Annotated in this window: 18 protein-coding genes; 7 read left to right on the top strand and 11 right to left on the bottom strand. The window is 62.9% G+C overall.

Going from position 1 to position 13,963, the window contains the following annotated elements; translation table 11 throughout:
* Window positions 1-63: 63 nt before the first annotated feature.
* Window positions 64-969 (bottom strand): aspartyl/asparaginyl beta-hydroxylase domain-containing protein, encoded by a 906-nt coding sequence (locus N5E02_RS01850; RefSeq protein ID WP_032954620.1) that lies wholly within the window; start codon window positions 967-969, stop codon window positions 64-66.
* 436 nt (window positions 970-1,405) lie between these two features.
* On the opposite strand from N5E02_RS01850, the gene N5E02_RS01845 reads away from it, so the two are divergent.
* Window positions 1,406-2,065, top strand: a complete 660-nt coding sequence (locus N5E02_RS01845) for an RIO1 family regulatory kinase/ATPase (protein WP_100478874.1) — start codon at window positions 1,406-1,408, stop codon at window positions 2,063-2,065.
* 125 nt (window positions 2,066-2,190) lie between these two features.
* Here the strand turns inward: N5E02_RS01845 and N5E02_RS01840 are convergent, their stop codons facing one another.
* A complete protein-coding gene (locus N5E02_RS01840) occupies window positions 2,191-2,529 on the bottom strand; it encodes a P-II family nitrogen regulator (protein WP_005411374.1) in 339 nt (112 codons plus the stop codon).
* A 155-nt stretch (window positions 2,530-2,684) separates the two neighbouring features.
* Here N5E02_RS01840 and N5E02_RS01835 point away from each other — a divergent pair, with 155 nt between their 5' ends.
* On the top strand, window positions 2,685-2,936 hold the full coding sequence (locus tag N5E02_RS01835) for an accessory factor UbiK family protein (RefSeq protein WP_012512353.1): 252 nt from the start codon (window positions 2,685-2,687) through the stop codon (window positions 2,934-2,936).
* A 123-nt stretch (window positions 2,937-3,059) separates the two neighbouring features.
* The gene (arr, locus tag N5E02_RS01830; RefSeq protein ID WP_065178851.1) at window positions 3,060-3,494 is read left to right on the top strand and encodes an NAD(+)--rifampin ADP-ribosyltransferase; all 435 of its coding nucleotides are present in this window, start codon (window positions 3,060-3,062) and stop codon (window positions 3,492-3,494) included.
* A 4-nt stretch (window positions 3,495-3,498) separates the two neighbouring features.
* Here arr and N5E02_RS01825 read toward each other — a convergent pair whose 3' ends face one another.
* From N5E02_RS01825 to N5E02_RS01800, 6 genes are all read right to left on the bottom strand, one after another.
* On the bottom strand, window positions 3,499-3,933 hold the full coding sequence (locus tag N5E02_RS01825; RefSeq protein ID WP_164093448.1) for a DUF4279 domain-containing protein: 435 nt from the start codon (window positions 3,931-3,933) through the stop codon (window positions 3,499-3,501).
* 120 nt (window positions 3,934-4,053) lie between these two features.
* Entirely contained in the window at window positions 4,054-4,419 is a 366-nt protein-coding gene (locus tag N5E02_RS01820) for a hypothetical protein (RefSeq protein ID WP_049402756.1), read from the bottom strand.
* A 39-nt stretch (window positions 4,420-4,458) separates the two neighbouring features.
* Window positions 4,459-4,947: a hypothetical protein gene (locus tag N5E02_RS01815; protein ID WP_080104356.1), complete on the bottom strand. Its 489-nt coding sequence runs from the start codon at window positions 4,945-4,947 to the stop codon at window positions 4,459-4,461.
* 314 nt (window positions 4,948-5,261) lie between these two features.
* On the bottom strand, window positions 5,262-5,618 hold the full coding sequence (locus N5E02_RS01810) for a CPCC family cysteine-rich protein (RefSeq protein WP_005419991.1): 357 nt from the start codon (window positions 5,616-5,618) through the stop codon (window positions 5,262-5,264).
* A 314-nt stretch (window positions 5,619-5,932) separates the two neighbouring features.
* Window positions 5,933-6,262: a hypothetical protein gene (locus tag N5E02_RS01805; protein WP_005419993.1), complete on the bottom strand. Its 330-nt coding sequence runs from the start codon at window positions 6,260-6,262 to the stop codon at window positions 5,933-5,935.
* Between the two features lie 240 nt (window positions 6,263-6,502).
* Entirely contained in the window at window positions 6,503-7,105 is a 603-nt protein-coding gene (locus tag N5E02_RS01800; protein WP_279945775.1) for a DUF998 domain-containing protein, read from the bottom strand.
* 255 nt (window positions 7,106-7,360) lie between these two features.
* On the opposite strand from N5E02_RS01800, the gene N5E02_RS01795 reads away from it, so the two are divergent.
* The 3 genes from N5E02_RS01795 (at window position 7,361) to N5E02_RS01785 (ending at window position 9,628) form a co-directional block, all read left to right on the top strand.
* Window positions 7,361-8,221 carry an OST-HTH/LOTUS domain-containing protein gene (locus N5E02_RS01795; RefSeq protein ID WP_235646041.1) on the top strand — a complete coding sequence of 287 codons (861 nt, stop codon included), beginning with the start codon at window positions 7,361-7,363 and terminating at the stop codon, window positions 8,219-8,221.
* Window positions 8,222-8,695: 474 nt separating this feature from the next.
* The gene (locus tag N5E02_RS01790; RefSeq protein ID WP_279945774.1) at window positions 8,696-9,052 is read left to right on the top strand and encodes a hypothetical protein; all 357 of its coding nucleotides are present in this window, start codon (window positions 8,696-8,698) and stop codon (window positions 9,050-9,052) included.
* Window positions 9,053-9,097: 45 nt separating this feature from the next.
* Window positions 9,098-9,628: a cold-shock protein gene (locus N5E02_RS01785; protein WP_139727881.1), complete on the top strand. Its 531-nt coding sequence runs from the start codon at window positions 9,098-9,100 to the stop codon at window positions 9,626-9,628.
* A 76-nt stretch (window positions 9,629-9,704) separates the two neighbouring features.
* Here the strand turns inward: N5E02_RS01785 and N5E02_RS01780 are convergent, their stop codons facing one another.
* Together N5E02_RS01780 and N5E02_RS01775 are read right to left on the bottom strand one after the other, a co-directional pair.
* Window positions 9,705-10,223 carry a hypothetical protein gene (locus tag N5E02_RS01780; protein ID WP_231109117.1) on the bottom strand — a complete coding sequence of 173 codons (519 nt, stop codon included), beginning with the start codon at window positions 10,221-10,223 and terminating at the stop codon, window positions 9,705-9,707.
* A gap of 178 nt (window positions 10,224-10,401) precedes the next feature.
* Window positions 10,402-11,325: an RHS repeat-associated core domain-containing protein gene (locus N5E02_RS01775; RefSeq protein WP_235646116.1), complete on the bottom strand. Its 924-nt coding sequence runs from the start codon at window positions 11,323-11,325 to the stop codon at window positions 10,402-10,404.
* A 517-nt stretch (window positions 11,326-11,842) separates the two neighbouring features.
* Here N5E02_RS01775 and N5E02_RS01770 point away from each other — a divergent pair.
* Complete coding sequence (locus N5E02_RS01770) at window positions 11,843-13,342, top strand: YifB family Mg chelatase-like AAA ATPase (protein ID WP_164229893.1); 1,500 nt, start codon at window positions 11,843-11,845, stop codon at window positions 13,340-13,342.
* Window positions 13,343-13,466: 124 nt separating this feature from the next.
* Here the strand turns inward: N5E02_RS01770 and N5E02_RS01765 are convergent, their stop codons facing one another.
* The gene (locus N5E02_RS01765; RefSeq protein WP_065179393.1) at window positions 13,467-13,853 is read right to left on the bottom strand and encodes a hypothetical protein; all 387 of its coding nucleotides are present in this window, start codon (window positions 13,851-13,853) and stop codon (window positions 13,467-13,469) included.
* Window positions 13,854-13,963 lie beyond the last annotated feature (110 nt).

Here is a 13,963-nt window from a genome sequence, read left to right as displayed (position 1 = left end):
GACAGCGCGGGTTTTTTCATGTTCCGGTAGTGCCGGCCGCTGGCCGGCAACCTCATGTAACGATCAAAGCGCCCAGATACCGGCGATCACCGCCACCACCAGGCCCCACTTGATCAGCTGGTAGGCCACCACGCTGCGCTCGCGCAGTGCCTTGGCCTTCAGGCGCACCTTGTAGACGCTGCCGAATGCCTTGTTGACGCCACCGGTCGGGTCACCCGGCAGGTTCGGCGAGGCGCCGCCGGCCAGCAGCGTGGCCGCCACCGCGCGGTTGAACAGCCCCGGCAGGCCGAAGCGCAGCGGGCGGGCGATGTCGCAGAACAGGATCACGCGGTCCTGCTGCGTCTCGTTGTGTGCATGGTGGATGTAGGTCTCGTCGAACATCATCCACTCGCCGTCGCGCCAGCTCTTCTTGATGCCGTCCACTTCGATGTAGCAGGCATCGTCGTTGGGCGTGCTCAGGCCCAAGTGCAGGCGCAGCGAGCCGGCGAACGGGTCGCGGTGCGGGCGCAGCTCACTGCCCGGCGGCAGCTGCGCGAACATCGCCGCACGCACATCCGGGATCGATTCGATCAGCGCCGTGGTCTTCGGGCACAGCGTCTTCGCCGACGGGTGCGACGGGCCGTACCACTTCAGGTAGAAGCGCTTCCAGCCACGACGGAAGAATGAATTAAAGCCGGCATCGTTGAACGTGCTGGAGGCGGCGATCTTCTGCGCGTCGCGCAGCGCCAGGGCCTCGTCGCGGATCATCTGCCAGTTCTGGCGCAGCGGCTCCAGCTGCGGGAACTCCTTGCCCGGGTCCAGGAACGGCGTGGTCGGCACCTTCGAGAACATGTACATGACCACGTTGATCGGGGCCATGAAACTGGAGTGGTCCAGCAGCTGGCGCGACCAGCGCGCGCGGACCTTGCCACGGAAGTGGATGTACAGCACGCAGGCCACGAACAGCGCTGCAATGACGATTTTGATGATCAAGGCACTTTCCTCCAGCCGCGGCCGGAACGGGAAACGGGGCGATGCACGGCCAGGCGGCCAGCACCGGTTCGGAACGCGGCAGGGGACGGGGACGTGCCGGAGGGGGGCGGCCGCCGATGTCGCGGGTTAACAGCTTATGGTCGGCAGGCCGTGCGCCGGGGTCAAGTTGCCCGTGCGCCGTGTTCATCCGGTTGCGAAGGAGGCGCAGGGCTGGGCGCGCAAGCTGTTGATGCTAAAGGCCAACTGGAATAAGTGAGACAGAATTGTCCGATTCTGCGCGACGAACTGTTCCAGCCACGACCCCGACATTTCTCCGACAAATCGTGGAATAGCGAACTGGCGAGTACTAAAATTAACGAAAACTTAGTAACTCCCTGTAACACCGGTTCGCTTGACGCATTGCGCCACCCACCGGGTCGTCCGAGACCCCGACATGCATCTTCCTGCCCTGCCATCCTCCTCCTGCGGCGATGACGCCGCCTCCCCGCTGCTGCTCAAGCGCGGCGAGCGTTTCCTGGCCCCGGATGTCTACCGCACCTGCCTGGACGGGCGCGAGGCGGTCATCAAGGACTATTCCCGCTACCGCGGCACCCCCGTTTCGCTGATCGCGCGGCTGATGGTGCGCCGTGAAGCCCGCATGCTGCAGCGCCTGGGCGGCTGGAAGCATGCCCCCGCACTGCTCGGCACCCTGGGTGGCCTGGCACTGGGCATGGAGTTCATCCCGGGCCAGACCCTGAGCACCGCGCAGGCCGTGGGCAATGAAGTGTTCGAGCAGCTGCAGCACGCGCTCAGCCGTCTGCACGCCGCCGGCATCACCCACAACGACCTGCATGGCACCAACGTGGTGGTCAGCGGCGGCGTGCCGGTGCTGCTGGATTTCACCTCGGCCTGGCGCGCCCCGCGCTGGCTGCGCCGCAATCCACTGAGCCGGCAGATGCGCCGCAGCGACATGAAGAACCTGCTGAAGATCCGCCAGCGCGTAACCGGCCAGGCCCCGAGTGCCGCGCAGGCCGCACTGGTGGCCGACCCGGGCTGGGTGGCCGCGGTGCGGCAGGGCTGGAAGCGGTTCTACAAGTGGGCCAAGCGCCGGTAGGGGGCGAGCTCGCTCGACCGCGTTACCGCTCTTTGTAGAGCCGAGCCCGCGCTCGGCTGCTGTTCCTGCATCGCGCGAAATGCAGCCGAGCATCGGCTCGGCTCTACGACATCCCGCCGAACGGGTTACAACGCGTCCGCGTCCAACTCACCGGTGCGAATACGCACCACACTGCCCAGGTCGTACACGAACACCTTGCCGTCCCCAATCTTGCCGGTGCCGGCGGCCTTCACGATGGCCTCAACCACGGCCTCCACCTGGTCATCGGTCACCGCCACTTCCAGCTTCACCTTCGGCAGGAAATCGACCACATACTCCGCGCCACGGTACAGCTCGGTATGGCCCTTCTGGCGACCAAAGCCCTTCACTTCCGTCACCGTGATCCCGGTAACCCCACGCTCGGCCAGCGCTTCGCGCACGTCGTCGAGCTTGAACGGCTTGATCACCGCCATGACCATCTTCATCGTCTATCTCCTGTCTTCCGGCGTGGAGGATAGCGCCTGAACGCGGCCCGTGCGAAGCCGCTGCCGCCTGTCCGGGCAGTGGGTGCCAGCAGTATCCTTGTGCCCAATCGGCCTGCCCGCGCCGGATGCACGGGCCCACCCCCACGGAGCACCCCATGATCGACCTGAACCAAATCGATGACCTCGCCCGTCGCCTCAGCGACCTGGTGCCGCCGGGCCTGCGCGAATCGCGCGAGGAACTGCAGGCCACCTTCAAGAGCGCGCTGCAGGCCGGCCTGGCCAAGCTCGACCTGGTCACCCGCGAGGAATTCGAAGTGCAGCGCGCCGTGCTGCTGAAGACCCGCGAGAAGCTGGACGCGCTGGAAACGGCCGTGCGCGAACTGGAAGGGCGCGGCACCGCAGAATGAAAAAGGAGGCGCACCGCGCCTCCCACTACAGAGTATTTCCCGGATGGGGCCTTGCGGCAAGGCCCACCGGACGCCCTAGACTCGCCGGCCTGTCGATCCGGCAGGACACGCAGGGCAGTGCCGATGGCGCAGGACACCGAATGGACACCCGTTTCGCACGACACCTGTGACCAGGTCGCCGGGCCGTTCTATCACGGCACCCGCGCCGATCTGGCGGTAGGCGAGCTGCTGAGCGCGGGCTTCAGGTCCAACTATCGCGACAGCGTGGTGATGAACCACATCTACTTCACCACGATTGCCAAGGGCGCCGGGCTGGCTGCGGAGATGGCCCGGGGCGAAGGGCGACCGCGCGTGTATGTGGTAGAGCCGACTGGACCGTTTGAAGACGATCCGAATGTGACCAACAAGAAGTTTCCCGGGAACCCGACGCGGTCGTATCGGAGTGCGCAGCCGTTGCGGGTTGTGGGGGAGATTGTGGAGTGGGAGCTCTACGACGCGGAGTTCGTTCGGCAGTTGAAGGCGTTTGTTGCTTCGGGGAGTGGGGAGATCATCAATTGATGACCTACTGGCGTTGGGCGTTGCGCACTTCTTCATCGGCTTTATAGATGTCCAGCCCGAGCTCAATGCCGCGCTCTCCCAAAGCGAGCAGCACGCGGGGCGAAAGCGAGACACCGTCATTGCTGCTGCACATGAAAAGACCGCAGAACAGGTCAGGCCGGAACCGTGCCAATGACTGCCATACGGCGAGATCGCCGGTGAGCTGATCGAGGATCTCGAAGATCTGCGCTTCCAGATCTTCAGGCTCACGACGCTCCGCATCAAGTTGCCAGCTTCCAGTCCTGGCGATACGCACGGTGCCTGGTGGGTTGCCTCTGAGTTCCTGCCCCTTGTGATGCGATGCGGTTGGAGTGGATCCGAGCAAGGCACTGACTTCTTCGGGCAGGAGGTCGTCCCCGAAGAATCTGAGGGTTACCAGGGAATGATCGAATGCGGCCATTGGAATCCAGTGCGTAGGCATCGTTGATGTCAGATTACGGCCGGAACCGGATGACAGCAGCTTCAGAATAGGCCGAAGCGCGGGAATCGGCATGCGCTCAAACGGAGAGCTGGCCGGACCCTACTTGAACATATCCAACAGGTCCTTGTCTTCATGCCGCTGCTCCCACGTGGAGAGAAAGCAAAAGCTGACCCCACTGCGCATGGCAACCCTCTGGAACGCCGCGAGCTCTTCCTTCGTGATCGGATACTCGACCGGATCAAAGTGCAGGAGCGCCCACGGCTTGAGGAGTGAGAACCCGAACGTGAGTTCCGAGAAGAGTTCCTTCAGCTTAGGCCGGATGGTGGAGAAGTCCCTGACCGGCCCCGCGCGATTGCCAAGGGCGTGGCACTGGCGGCGAATGGTTCTGTCACCACCGACCAAGCGGGCGATGAAGTGATCCTGGTGCACTTGAACGTAGAACAATTGCCGGCGAAATATCCTCATTCCCCGCATCTTCCCCCAAAAGCCCAGCCGTGCAAATCATCAAGCCCCATCCGGAAGCCGGACCTGCGCCGCGCATTCTGCCGCAACGGACCCAAGCGCTGCGCCCTTCATCCGTGAAAGTGCCGCAAGCGTACGTCGTTCATACGCCTCCGCGACGCCCGGATCTGGCTCTATGAAAGGCGATGTGCAGATATCTTCGACCTTGAATCCCCGTGCGATCAATGCCAAGACCCGCTCAGGCGCTTTGGGCAATGCATGGGCTACCGCGTAATTGATGGATAGCGAAGCGCCCGCATCTGAAAACGGCTTTAGCGCAGCCGCAACCTCAAGCCATGCTGGATCACCTGACTCGATGCCAGAGGTGACCTGCCCAAACTCCCGCTCGTGCTGCCACAGGTCCCAAAGCACCTTGCGCCCCCCTTCGTTGGCAATGCGATTGAGCACGGCCTGTGCCGAAGGGCGATCCGCCGCAACTGCAGCTGGACTGGCAAGCGCAAGCACGAGTAGGAGCGCTGTCATGTTTCCCATGGCACCTGACTCCCTGATGTATGGACCCTTGGATCCGGTCATACGACCTACCCACAAAGCAACATGTGGCGTACTTTCCCCTTATACAGCGCGATCCTAGTGCGGCTGGGGGTCGGCCATCAAGCCAGCGCATGGCCGGACCCAGGCATAGAATCAGACGCCTCGCCAATTCCACGTTCAGGACACCTGGGCCATGTCCGCTACGGGTCGCTGGCTGGTCAGTGATCCACAGGAAGTGCCCTGCGCGAGCCAATGTCCGCTCTCGGCCAGGGGTAGAAATTCGTGAACGTCATGAGTTGAGCCGCAAAGTGGCTTCAGATCGATAGAGCGCCCAAGCTCGACCAGTAGGCCTCCCTCTCGTGCGAGACCCCCTTGCTGTGCCAGTGTTTGCCGCCCCTTAAAGCTTCGTAGTGCCCAATTTCTGTGCGGGACAAAGGGCGCCAGCCAGATCCGCGGCGAAAGCCGCCTGCGACCTGGACGCCAAGGGGGAAACTGGAGAGAGCATTCTGCTGCGCTTGCGCCAGAGACTCGCCGTTGGCTCCGCCGTTGGATGTGGGGTTGGCAAGTTGTACCCCGTCATCCTCCCAGTTGCAGATCGGACATATGGCATAGGACCCGTAGAAGTCTTCCAGGGTCAGGAAGCCACATGATGGACAAGGCAGATCGATCATTGAGAACCAAGAACCTCAGGTAGACGAATCACTGGACCGGCAGGTGTCGCGCAGGGCTGAAGGGGACGAACGTCCGCTTCGGATCGAGAGCGGCCTCTAGCATTCCTGATCGCGTTGTCTGGCGCAGGCACGTTTCCTTTCAACCAAGGGCGGACATCAATCGCAAGAGCCTTCCTTATCGCGGAACTCCGGCGCGAGAGTTTGAGCTGCATCAGGCCGGCTAGATGCGCGACGCGCGGTTTTCATGCTCGGCCCTTGCCAAGCTGCTGCAAGATGATTGCAGGCTATTGGCTTTGGTCTACTCCAGCGATTCGTCACTCCCGCCCTTCCGCCTGGATATGGATAGACGAAACACCGGAAACCAAGGAATGGCTGGACCAAGCATCCAGCTCTTTCGCAATTGAACCACTCAGGTGCCATCCGCGGCCAGTGCACTGAGCCGAAGCCAGGGCAAGAACCACAAATTCAGGCCACGATTGCGCGGCATGATAGGAGCAGGCACTCACCATGAAGCCGCCCTTGTGATATGGCTCGGCGTGGAGATTGCTGACTTCAAGACCTGCTTGCTCAAACATCCGCGCCGCCACCTTGAGAGCTGCCTGCTGCGATGTGCAATTGGTGAACAAGCGCCAGTACAACTCCATGAGTCCACAATCTTCCAAAGGGCCCTCTGGGCGCGGTTGCGCTACTTATAGCAGAAGGCGCGTACGACCTTTCCCCTCTTGCCACCCGGGGTGCCAGCATCAAGGAACAGATAGTTGAAGAGCGCCCACGGCTTGAACAGTGGGCACCCTGGCATGAATCCCGAGAAGATCACCTTGAGCTGGGGCCGGAGAATCGAGAAGTCCTTGATCGGCCTTCCGTGCTCCTGTCGCGCGCTCCCATCAATGCGGAAGCTGCATCTTCAGCGCGCTTGAACCCCCGCGCAGCAGATACAACGCAACCAGAAACGGCCACAACGAGTTGACCGACGAGAACAGCCGCTGTGTCAGCCCCCTGAACCCCTCCGGGTCCGCTCCCACCACGTTCAACCAGAGATAAGCGATGCCCGCGACACTCACCATAGCAGTCACGGCGTACGCCCTTCGGTTGGCAGACCACGCGCTCAATTCGATGTGCGACATCGCCGGTGCAATGATGTTTGCGATGCCGATGGTGTAGAAGCCGTGCATCGGATGGCCCATGGGCCAGAGCCCGTTGGTCAGCATGGAAATGCCAAAGACCAACCAGCAGATTGCACCTACTGCAATCCGGCGACCGGACTCCCGCCATACCCCGATGGAGAACGCCACGAAGCCCACGCCGGAGCCGATAGCCGCGATCCTGCCGCAGAAGCTTGCAAGCGCTGGCGCCTGCAGGAGCTCGCTGGCGTGCTGTGCAAACCTGTTGTAGCCCGGCGCGGCCACGGCGGCAACGCTGGTCCAGAACAGGAACCACGGAAGCGGGACCAGACCCGCACACAGAAGAAGTCGGTTGCGGCGCAACACGTAACGTGATCCTTATAATGGCCTGCGCCAGTGGGTGGAATCCGTTCAAACACCGCAGAACCTTCCTGATCGGGGCAGGATGGCTCCGGCTGACTACAGAGGTAGTCATCTTCTGCACGACGCCCTAGGGGGTCAATAGGCAGAAAGTCACTCATGCCCGCAAGCGATGCAGACAACAACCTCATCATTCCGGTCCAGCCTGAGCTTCCACCATCTCTGGCTGTAAAGTTGACGTGTCCCATGCTCAGGTTTGCCATGTCCGCCGTCGACCAGAATGACATTGTCGGTGCACAGCACGAAGTGCAACGGCTTCTTGGCCGTTGCATTCTGCGACTTCAGCAGTGCGAGCAACTGATGAAGTCCATGCTCGCCTTTCAGAAGTTGTCCGGTACGCCGGAAGCACTCCCAATGGCTTTGGACAAGCGCAAAGCAGAGATCAGCGGCAAGACAATGGGGGTGCTGGTAGGTCACCTGACTGCCGAATGCGTGATCAAAGAGGGCAGCGAAGCCCCTGGCGGCCCATCGGGTTACGACAGCAATTCAAGCTTCGTCGCTCTGCACATGGGGCTAGAGTTTCCAGAGCAATCCCATGTAACGCTGCAAGCCGACCTGCGCGAACTGGTGAACCTCAGGAACGTGCTCGTTCACCACTTCATCGAGCAATACGATATCCAGACTGTCGAAGGATGCCTGAAGGCACAGGCTGCACTCAGCCGTTCCTACGCTCAGATCGACCGCCAATTTCAACGGCTGCGTGCACTTGCGGCAGATGTTGCGCGGGGAGCGAAAGCCTTTGCGGAGCTGGTTCAGTCTCCCCAGTTCCATGAGTTTATGGTCAACGGCATCGCGCCTGATGGACAGATCCATTGGCCGCTCACAGGTATTGTCAGTGCGCTGAGACAGGCCTTCCGAGAAGGGGCGATCGACGGCTGGGTGAGTCTGGACACAGCCGTTCGCTGGGTAGCAGAGCACCACCCGGAACAAACCCCCAAGAAGTACGGCTGTGCCCGATGGCGGCACGTCATTCACGAATCTCGTCAGTTCGAACTGCGCCACTTCGTGCACCACGGCCAGCTCGGGGCTTGGTTCCGCGAGCGGGCAGATTCGACTGGCTAGCCAGGCGCCGCCGTTGGTAATAGCAGCAATACGCTTTCGCCTACCAAGTGCTGTCGCATTTGCCGCTCCCTGCGTCTCTGGCGGAAGGTTCTGACGACTCCGTCGCAGAAGTGCCGCTGCGCCAAGCACGCCAAGGCTCTCGCCGCTTTCCTCGCTATGCGACAATGCCAAAAACGTCTCGGGTTTTGGCGGCATTGACCCCTACCCGTTGGCATTCCGAACAACAGCAGGTAATCGTTACTGCGCCACCGTGCATCGGTGGTCGGGACTCGAAAGCCCGTTTTGTTGGGAAGTAGTTTGCGCTTGCCAGCCGGCACCACCGCGCGTGGTGCCGGCTGGCAATCCGTCTGCCGGCTATGGCGGGCGGGGCGTGGGGGTCCTGTACCCGCCGGTTCCCAACATCCGGTTTTCGAGCCACGCTCTGCCCGCCACCTTTATCGGTGGCGGCGTCCGCCTGCATGCACGGAGCCCGCCATGACCACGCCGCACTCCCCACCCCCGCGCCACATCCAGCAAGTGCCCCCGGCCGAGCCAGCCCTGGATCCCAACAGCCTCATCGCCATCCTGCACGCCATCGGCGCGGGCGCTGCGGCCGACGGCCAGCCCTGGCCCGAGCGGTACCATCTACGCAGCCGGCAGATGCAGTTGTCCGACGCCGACTGCGCACTCACCGGCCAACGCATCGTGCAGGAGATCCTGCTGGCGGCCGAGCGCACGCGCCAGAACGGCGAGCCGGAGCAGTACGTCGGCGACCGGGTGATGGAGGGACTGGTGATGGCCGATCTGGCGCTGACCGCCTTCATCCACGAGCGGATGCGCCCCAAGGACTGAGCGCGCTTATGGCGCTGACCTTTCTGCCTGTGTGCGGGGTGACGAATGAAGAAGCACGGCCTTGCCGCTGCGGCGGTGTGCATCGCGGTGATCGGCGCGATGTGGGTGGAGTGGCCTGAGCCTGCGAGCGATCAGGTGTGGGCCTACCAGAAGCTGCAGCCGGCCGATTACCGCCTGCTGCACAGTGATGCACTCGGCTTCGTGACCGCGAAGGCACTCGAGGGCTTTGAACTGCACACGCGCCATGCCGGGGCGACATCCTTCGAGATCCGATGCAAGGGCGTGCTGCTGATGGAGGTGGAGAATGCGCCCTCGCGCGTGCTGATCCGCATGCCCGCCGATGCACGGTGGCGGGCGCCGGACATCGAGCGTCTGCGCACCAGCTTCGAGCGCTGGCTGGATCTGCATCAGAGCCAGGGGCGGTTGCTGGTGGAAAGTGCGGGGCCTTCGTGGGTTGAGGCGCGGTTTGGGCGCTTCAATGGGTTGGTGCTGGATGGGCAGCGGTGTCTGCTTGGGGCACCCGGCATCCGCCAGCCCGATCCCACCAACGACTTCAGCGCTGAAGTGCCTTCGTAGGCAGACGCTCACAGTTGCGCTGCGCCTGCACCGCAAGGGGCCGCCCGATGCTCGATCATCAAGGACGGCGCCAACGTCAGGGGCGGTCTGTACTGATGGAAACCGAGCCGTCATCCAGCAGGTGGACGTTTACATATGCGTCTGGCGGAGGTATCCGATCGATCGACGCCCCTGCGGGGAGAATGTCCCAACTGGTGATCGAGCCGCAGACTGTCCTGTGCACCAATCGGCGACTATCCAACCCTCGCTTGGCAAGCTCGGCCACAACTACTTCAGGAGGCTGGCGGTCGAAGCCCTTGTAGGCGGTGCACGTCTCTCCCGTCTGGCCAATGGGATACGTTGAACTCTCCACCTCATCCCGGCACCCCGGCAGGCCCATGGCGAGCGAGAGGGCCATCAGTACTCGCAAGCCGCGAGGGACTTCAAGTGAACACAGTTTTTCCAGCAGCCGATGTGGAGATTGGCATGCTTTCACTTGCACGCCGGTAAACCTCCCCGCAAAGAGCACAAGCCGCCCATTGGCCGACTTGTTCTTTGGTGCAAACGAAATCCCGGAACGGTGCACGCCTATCGCCTTCGACGCGAATTTTCCCACCACTGCTTCAGCGCAAGAAACAGTTGAAGGAATAGAAAGATCACCGCGAAGTAGCCCCAAATACGCAATCCCGTGTGCATAGCGTCCGGGTAATTGCGGTACGTGAGAACTGCGAAGTACGAAACGCCAAAGACCGCAGCGAGAAGCTGAGTGCCTATGAAGCCTTTCAACAAGGGACTCATTTCTTCTTCTCCAAGTCCTTCTGTACGATAGTCGCCCCTGCTCCCGCCAGGCCCTGGCCCGCTTGGGACGCCGCACCCTGGAGCGCCGATTGCCTGGGAATGGCAGTTCCGGTTGACGCAGTGGCAGTTGCCATGTTCGGTCCACCTGGGCCGCGGGATTGACTCAGCCGTTGGAGTGATCCCCGTGCAGCTGGCCCTGCGAAATCACCCATGGCAACGCCAACCCCGGAGGCTGCCAATCCACCCGCTGCACTGCCAATCGCGTTTGAAGCGACGCCCTCCGCCGTGATGGGCTGCCCTTTGATTGCGCTCTCTGCGGCGGAGCCGGCACCGCCTGCCACCGCATTGACCACGGTCTGTATAGCAACTGCACGCCCTACCGAAATCGTGCCAGATCCGACTGCCGCAACGGCTACTCCACCGGCGCCTCCGGAGACAGAGCCAACCGCAGCCGCAATGCCAGCCTCCACTTTGTCGATAGGCTTATCCGGATTCATGGCTTTCTGGACCGCGATGTCTGCGAGGCCGCCCAAGACGGCACCGTAGATGAATGGCATTACCGGGACCCTTCCTTCCGGATCGGTGAAGGAGTAGGGATTGCCGTAAGCGTAGCTGTAGCGATTGAAGTGTTTCGGACTTGAATGCGTGGAGATCGGATCCACCGAGAGGAAGAGTCCCAAGTGGGGATCATAGTAGCGCTGCTGCATGTAGCTCAGCCCAGTGGCAGCGTCGCTCACGTGTCCCGTATATCCAGGTCCATCCGCAACCTGCCCACCAACAACGGCCCCATAGGGTTCGTAGTCATAGCGCTTGACCACGTTGCCATTGGCGTCGGTCTCGGCAACCACCGAACCAAGCGCATCAGTATGAATGTAGGTGACCGTCTCGGCGCTTGCCGATGGCGCCAACGCCAAGCTCATCAGTGGTATGCAACTGAGCCAGGTCCCCATGGGGGCCCGTTTAGGAAAGCGCTTCGCCAAGCCCCAAGGAAAGAGGAAAACACGGTGATCGATCTCCTCGAACTTTTCCATCCTTCCAATCCCATTGAAAGGGCCTACAGCAAGATCCCGTCTTCATATCACAGCCCCTGATAGCTGGGGAAGCCACACTGAGACCCGTGCGTGTTGACGTGAATCAAGCGCTGGTTGTTGCCACGCTGATCTTTCAGAAGCATCCGCAGGTAGGGCACCTGGATTCCCCAAGTGAAATTGGCGTGGCGCTAGGAAGTGCGCGGCATGTGAAACCGACGCCCCTCATTGGAGTAGCACAGCGTTAGCGTCGATCCTTCACTTGATGGCAGAGACCCGTGTCCGCAGAGGAAGAAGACACGCTCCAACCATCGGCCGGAATCCCCCTAGTATCTGCACCAGCAATTCCCGATAGTCCCACGCAGATTACCTGCAGCACCATCGAGCGTCCCTCTGCAGGAATCCACACATGAGCCTGGCGCTGGTCCACAGCCGTGCCCGCGCCGGGGTCGATGCCCCACTGGTGCGGGTGGAAGTGCACCTCTCTGGCGGCCTGCCTGCCACCCAGATTGTCGGACTGGCCGAGACCAGCGTGCGTGAATCCCGTGAGCGCGTACGTGCGGCCCTTCTTTGCGCCCGCTTCGACTTTCCGCAGCGGCGCATCACGCTCAACCTCGCGCCCGCTGACCTGCCCAAGGAAGGCGGGCGTTACGACCTGGCCATCGCGTTGGGCATTCTGGCAGCCAGTGGCCAGATCGATCCGCAGTCGCTGCTGCAATACGAGTTCCTGGGTGAGCTTGGCCTGACCGGCGAGCTGCGGCCGGTGGCGGGCGCGCTGCCCGCTGCGATTGCAGCGGCTGACGCTGGGCGCATCCTGGTGGTGCCGCCGGGCAATGCCGCAGAGGCCGCGTTGGCCGAGCACGCCGATGTACGTGTGGCGCGCACGCTGCTGGAGTGCTGCGCCGGGTTGGGCAATCCGCGCCTGTTGCCGTCCGTGGAGCGCGTGGACACGACACCGTTGCCACTGCCCGATCTGGCCGACGTGCGCGGGCAAGCGCATGCGCGGCGCGCGTTGGAAGTGGCGGCCGCCGGTGGGCACCATCTATTGCTGATCGGTAGCCCTGGCTGCGGCAAGACACTGTTGGCCTCACGCCTGCCCAGCCTGTTGCCGGACACCGAGGAAGCCGAGGCGTTGCAGCTGGCCGCGATTGCCTCAGTGAGCGGTGAGGGGCTGGATCCGCGGCGCTGGCGACAGCGTCCGTTCCGGGCGCCGCACCACAGCGCGAGTGCGGCGGCGCTGGTGGGTGGGGGCAATCCGCCCTGCCCCGGCGAGATCTCGCTGGCCCATCACGGCGTGCTGTTCCTGGATGAGCTACCAGAGTGGAACCGCAGTGCGTTGGAAACCCTGCGAGAGCCGCTGGAATCCGGCCACATCCGCATCGCCCGCGCGGCACGCAGCGTGCAGTATCCGGCACGATTCCAGCTGGTGGCGGCGATGAATCCCTGCCCCTGTGGCTGGGCCGGCGACCGCAGTAACCGCTGCCTGTGCAGTGATGAGCGCATCAACCGCTACCGTGCGCGGGTTTCTGGCCCGCTGCTGGACCGCATCGACCTGCATATCAGTGTGACGCGCATGGATGCCGTGGAGCTGCGGGAGAGCACGCCACTGGGTGAGCCCAGTGCTGCGGTACGTGCACGGGTGGAAGCCGCCCATGCCCGGCAGCAGGCGCGTGGCGGGCTCAATGCGCATCTGCCGCCAGCGGCGCTGCGAGCCTGTACCCGACTCAGCGATGCAGATCAGGACATGCTGGAGCAGGCCATCGAGCGTCTGCAGCTTTCCGCACGTGCGATGCACCGGATTCTGCGCGTGGCGCGCACGATTGCGGATCTGGCGGGTTGTGAAACGATCCACACGGCGCATCTGGCTGAGGCGATCGGCTACCGGCAGTTGGATCGGGGAAAGCCTTAGAAATGACGGTCGGGTTGGCTATTGGTAGAGTCGACCGTTGGTCGACTCTCGCGCGAAGCGCGGCCTTCTGAGAGGTAGATGCGAAGAGCGGTCGACTAACAGTCGACCCCACCAAGGGCAGGCATCAGGCTGCCGAATGCAACCGTCCCCGCTTCGCCAGCAGCGCCACCCGACGGCTGACCAGCGCGTGCAGCTCCGCCAGCTCCGACGCCCGGCCAGCCGTCATGTTGTCGCCGAACAGCACCCGCGACAGCCCCGCCGCGTCGCTGTCCTCCGGGTGCTGCCAGCGGTCGCGATATACCTTCTGGCACACCAGCCAGGCCTGCGGCAGCCCACCGCCGGGTAGCGGGCGGACCACGCGTTCGTAGACGTGCCAGAAGTGGTACTCGGCCTGCAGGTCGATCACAGGTGCCACGGACGGCGCCTGCCGGGGCCGTCCTGGGCCTCGGATGCCGAACAACCGGGTTGGCGGGGTCTGCTGTGCCATGCGCACAGGATGACCCAGCAACATTGTGGGAACCTTGCGTCGCCGCCAGAAAATCCCTGTTGATTGCGCAAGGCGGGCTTCAGGGCGGGCTTCGGGGTCAGAGCCCTTTGCCGTGCAAAGGGATCTGACCCCCG

Source organism: Stenotrophomonas sp. GD03777 (genome assembly GCF_029842485.1).
Classification (GTDB): domain Bacteria; phylum Pseudomonadota; class Gammaproteobacteria; order Xanthomonadales; family Xanthomonadaceae; genus Stenotrophomonas; species Stenotrophomonas sepilia.
The sequence above is the reverse complement of the archived record's forward strand: the minus strand, read 5'-3'. Positions and strand labels throughout refer to the sequence as shown.

Bases quoted from the DNA above. Each gene is read 5' to 3' on its own strand.
- N5E02_RS01845 (WP_100478874.1), top strand. From the start codon at position 1,406: ATGCATCTTCCTGCCCTGCCATCCTCCTCCTGCGGCGATGACGCCGCC.
- N5E02_RS01815 (WP_080104356.1), bottom strand. From the start codon at position 4,947: ATGGGAAACATGACAGCGCTCCTACTCGTGCTTGCGCTTGCCAGTCCA.
- N5E02_RS01785 (WP_139727881.1), top strand. From the start codon at position 9,098: ATGAAGAAGCACGGCCTTGCCGCTGCGGCGGTGTGCATCGCGGTGATC.
- N5E02_RS01765 (WP_065179393.1), bottom strand. From the start codon at position 13,853: ATGTTGCTGGGTCATCCTGTGCGCATGGCACAGCAGACCCCGCCAACC.
- N5E02_RS01810 (WP_005419991.1), bottom strand. From the start codon at position 5,618: ATGATCGATCTGCCTTGTCCATCATGTGGCTTCCTGACCCTGGAAGAC.
- N5E02_RS01805 (WP_005419993.1), bottom strand. From the start codon at position 6,262: ATGGAGTTGTACTGGCGCTTGTTCACCAATTGCACATCGCAGCAGGCA.
- arr (WP_065178851.1), top strand. From the start codon at position 3,060: ATGGCGCAGGACACCGAATGGACACCCGTTTCGCACGACACCTGTGAC.
- N5E02_RS01775 (WP_235646116.1), bottom strand. From the start codon at position 11,325: ATGAGCTTGGCGTTGGCGCCATCGGCAAGCGCCGAGACGGTCACCTAC.
- N5E02_RS01840 (WP_005411374.1), bottom strand. From the start codon at position 2,529: ATGAAGATGGTCATGGCGGTGATCAAGCCGTTCAAGCTCGACGACGTG.
- N5E02_RS01795 (WP_235646041.1), top strand. From the start codon at position 7,361: ATGTCCGCCGTCGACCAGAATGACATTGTCGGTGCACAGCACGAAGTG.
- N5E02_RS01820 (WP_049402756.1), bottom strand. From the start codon at position 4,419: ATGAGGATATTTCGCCGGCAATTGTTCTACGTTCAAGTGCACCAGGAT.
- N5E02_RS01770 (WP_164229893.1), top strand. From the start codon at position 11,843: ATGAGCCTGGCGCTGGTCCACAGCCGTGCCCGCGCCGGGGTCGATGCC.
- N5E02_RS01835 (WP_012512353.1), top strand. From the start codon at position 2,685: ATGATCGACCTGAACCAAATCGATGACCTCGCCCGTCGCCTCAGCGAC.
- N5E02_RS01825 (WP_164093448.1), bottom strand. From the start codon at position 3,933: ATGGCCGCATTCGATCATTCCCTGGTAACCCTCAGATTCTTCGGGGAC.
- N5E02_RS01790 (WP_279945774.1), top strand. From the start codon at position 8,696: ATGACCACGCCGCACTCCCCACCCCCGCGCCACATCCAGCAAGTGCCC.